3 protein-coding genes and 2 pseudogenes are annotated in these 3,065 nt (G+C 68.8%); all 5 read right to left on the bottom strand.

The window, feature by feature from the left end; all coding sequences use genetic code 11:
* Window positions 1-29: 29 nt before the first annotated feature.
* A pseudogene (tnpB, locus tag NBW84_RS17000) lies at window positions 30-1,359 on the bottom strand (IS607 family element RNA-guided endonuclease TnpB).
* Window positions 1,356-1,944, bottom strand: a pseudogene (locus tag NBW84_RS16995) (IS607 family transposase). Before NBW84_RS16995 ends, tnpB begins: the two co-directional pseudogenes overlap by 4 nt.
* A 35-nt stretch (window positions 1,945-1,979) precedes the next feature.
* The gene (locus NBW84_RS24455; protein ID WP_445548223.1) at window positions 1,980-2,114 is read right to left on the bottom strand and encodes a hypothetical protein; all 135 of its coding nucleotides are present in this window, start codon (window positions 2,112-2,114) and stop codon (window positions 1,980-1,982) included.
* A 260-nt stretch (window positions 2,115-2,374) separates the two neighbouring features.
* On the bottom strand, window positions 2,375-2,752 hold the full coding sequence (locus NBW84_RS16990) for a twitching motility protein PilT (RefSeq protein ID WP_250285718.1): 378 nt from the start codon (window positions 2,750-2,752) through the stop codon (window positions 2,375-2,377).
* Window positions 2,752-3,065: hypothetical protein (locus tag NBW84_RS16985; RefSeq protein ID WP_445548745.1), on the bottom strand; the 314-nt coding region annotated here is incomplete at its 5' end. The genes NBW84_RS16990 and NBW84_RS16985, both read right to left, overlap by 1 nt.

The following is a 3,065-nucleotide window of genomic DNA, read 5'->3' as shown; positions in this document are numbered from 1 at the left end:
GTTGCATGAGAGCGTCAGATGGCACGCCTTCACGCCGCCGCCCCTTGCGGGGCGGCGCTCCCGGTCTGACCGGCCGGAGCCGAGCCGGGTTCCCGCTTCATAGCCACCTGCCCGCTCACGCGGGTCTTATGGTCGGCTCCACGGGCGTTTACCGTCTCCGACGCACTGCCGGCGACGAGGTCACGCAGGTTGACCGCGGCGTTCAGGTCGCGGTCGATCACTAGCCCGCAGGACGGGCAGGTGAAGGTGCGGTCCGACAGGGTCAGGCTTGGGTTTCGCCCGCCGCAGCCGGAACAGGTCTTGCTCGACGGGTACCAGCGGTCCGCCACGTGCAGCGCCGAGCCGTACCAGCTGGTCTTGTAGGCGAGCTGGCGGCGGACCTCGGCCATGCCGGTATCCGATACCGCGCGGGCCAGCCGCCGGTTACGCACCATCCCGGCGACGTGCAGATCCTCAACGACGATCACGTTGTGGGCCGTCGCGAGTCGGGTGGTGAGCTTGTGCAGCCCGTCCCGGCGCTGGTTGGCAACCTGGGCGTGGATCTTCGCCAGGCGGGCGGCCCGCGCACGCCTGGCGGCGCTACCAGGCTTCGAGCGGGAGTACGCACGCGATGCCGTCCGCAGCCGGCGCAGAGAGGCGGCCAGATGCTTCGGGTTCGGGATCGTCTCTCCCGTGGAGAGAACGGCCAAGTGCTTCACGCCGAGGTCCACACCGACCGGCCCGATCGCACACTGCCGCGCGGACGGGCCGGCGGGGACCTCGCGCTCCACCTCGACGGTGAACGACACGAACCAGCGGCCCGCGGCCCTCGACACGGTCGCGCCCAGCAGCCGGGCCCGGCCCGTCAGCCAACCGGTCGGTGAGCGCCGTCAGGGGCTCGTGGACCTTCACCCGGCCGATCCGGGGCAGCTTCACCCGCCGATCCCCGGCCGGCCCATAGGCGCCCGTGGTGTACCGGAAGCTGTCGCGTGCCTTCCCACGCTTCTTGAACCGGGGAAAACCGACCCGGCTACCCTTCCGCTTTCCTTTCCGGGAGTCGGTGAAGTTCTTCAATCCGCGGGCAAGCTGGTCGAGCCCGGCCGCGTACGCCTCCTTCGAGTACGCGGCCCACCATGGAGCGGCCTCGTGTTTGGCGGCGTTCCAGACCAGCCGCAGCGCCGGGAGCGTCCACGGCACCGGGGTGAGCAGGTCCCCGGTCAAGCCATAGGACTGCTCGGCGTCGCGCTGGGCGAGCGCCGCCTTCACCCGGGCCAGCCCCCAGTTGAAGGCGAACCGGGACGCCCCCGCATGCCGAGACAGCCCCGCGAACTGGACCTCATTCGGATCGAGAGCGAACCGGTACGCCTGCAAGGTCCTCACTCGGCCGCCTCGGTCGCGGCGGCGACCGCGCGACGGGCCCGGTTCGCCGCGGCGCGACGGCCATAGAGCCGGGCGCACATCGACGTCAGGATCTCGGTGATGTCGCGGACGAGGTCGTCGTCGGCCTCGTCCGGGTCGACGACCAGCAGCTTACGGCCGTGGGCGGCAAGAGCGGCTTCGACGTACTCGGAGCCGAACCGTGCGAACCGGTCACGGTGCTCGACAATGATGGTCGTCACCGCCGGATCGCGTAGTAGTGTGAGGAACTTCCGGCGATCCCCGTTCAGTGCCGACCCGACCTCGGTCACGACCCGGCCGACAGGAATGTTCCGCTCGCCGGCCCACGTCGCGACCCGGGCGATCTGCCGGTCGAGGTCAGCTTTCCGATCGGCGGACGACACCCGGGCATACACCACGGCCAGATCACCGGCGGCCGGGCGGTCGGACTGCTCCACAAGGATCAGCCCGCCGACCCGCCGACCCGCCGACCCGCCGGGCCGGAACCGGCAGTTTGCCCTCAAGGAACCACTGGCGCGCGGTCGAGTACCCGACTCCGTTCGCGGCAGCCCACTCCTTGAGGTTCACTCCGTGACTATACGGCGCTGCCTGGCGCTGAGTTGTCAGAAGTGGTTGCGCACGACCTGCAGGGTGTGCAGAAACGATAGCCAGTCGGAGCCGGCGTGGTCGGCGGCAGTCGTGACTCGGCGTATGGCGCGGTGGGTCAGGAGCAACGCCCACAGTTCCTGGCGGACCATGGCAGACGACTCCGAACGCAGTATCACAGAGAGGTAGCGGTCGATCAGAACGCGTTCGTTGATGTGGCAATGTGCTGCCGTGATTAGCCAATATTTGTTTTAAGGAAACGAGAAGGAGTCCTTTTATTGATCAAACCCATCATGGCATCCGAAGATCGCTCACCCAATGGTCTCGCTTCAGTGGAACCGCACCCATCGGTATTCGCACGCGGCCTGCCGGTTCTTTGCTCGAGCGGTGGAGATCGTGGCTGCCGGCTTTCTTACACGGCGATGAGTTCCACGTGGATATTGGCGACCTGGGCGAGCATGTGAAGATCACCTGGGTCGGAGGTGAGGATGTCGTCTCCGTCGGCCGCCAGGCACACCACGGCCGCGTCGATCGCGTCCGACTGGCCGCTGCGGGCCAGCAGCATGCCCGCCCTGCGCCCCAGGGCGTCGGTGAGCGGTGTGACGGTGACGCCGGCGAGCAGGTGGGCGACCCCGGCCTGCCGTCCCCGCCCACCCCGCCAGACCTGGGTGACCACACCCCCATGCGTGACCGGCGGGCGGCCTGCCAGGCGTTCCCGCTTGACCAGGGCCACCACGCTCCAGTCACCGCGTTCGACCGCGAGGAACGCCCCGGCGTCCAGCACAAGCATCAGGCGGCTCCCCGATCACGGCCAGGTGAAGGAGGGGCATCCGTGCCTGGTGCTCCGCGCACCACGACTGCTCGGGAACGAGCCTGCCGGGCGGCATCACGCATTTCCTGCTCGGTGATCTCACCGTGTTCGGCCTCGTAGGCGGCGAGGAAGTCGTCGAGGGCCCGCAGCCGACGGTCATGGTCGGCTTTCAGGCGCAGGGCGTCGTTCACCCAGGTGCTCACACTCTCCGCATGGCCCTGCGCGACCGCCTCCTGGGCCACGGCCAGCAACTCGGCGTCCACAGAGGCCGAGAGCCGCTGTTTGACACTCA

It is taken from the genome of Protofrankia sp. CiP1_Cm_nod2 (assembly GCF_920664355.1).
In the GTDB taxonomy this organism is placed as follows: Bacteria; Actinomycetota; Actinomycetes; order Frankiales; family Frankiaceae; genus Protofrankia.
This window is presented reverse-complemented; position numbering and strand designations above follow the sequence as displayed.

Coding starts and splice junctions, on each gene's coding strand:
- NBW84_RS24455 (WP_445548223.1), bottom strand. CDS start 2,114: ATGGTCCGCCAGGAACTGTGGGCGTTGCTCCTGACCCACCGCGCCATA.
- NBW84_RS16990 (WP_250285718.1), bottom strand. CDS start 2,752: ATGCTTGTGCTGGACGCCGGGGCGTTCCTCGCGGTCGAACGCGGTGAC.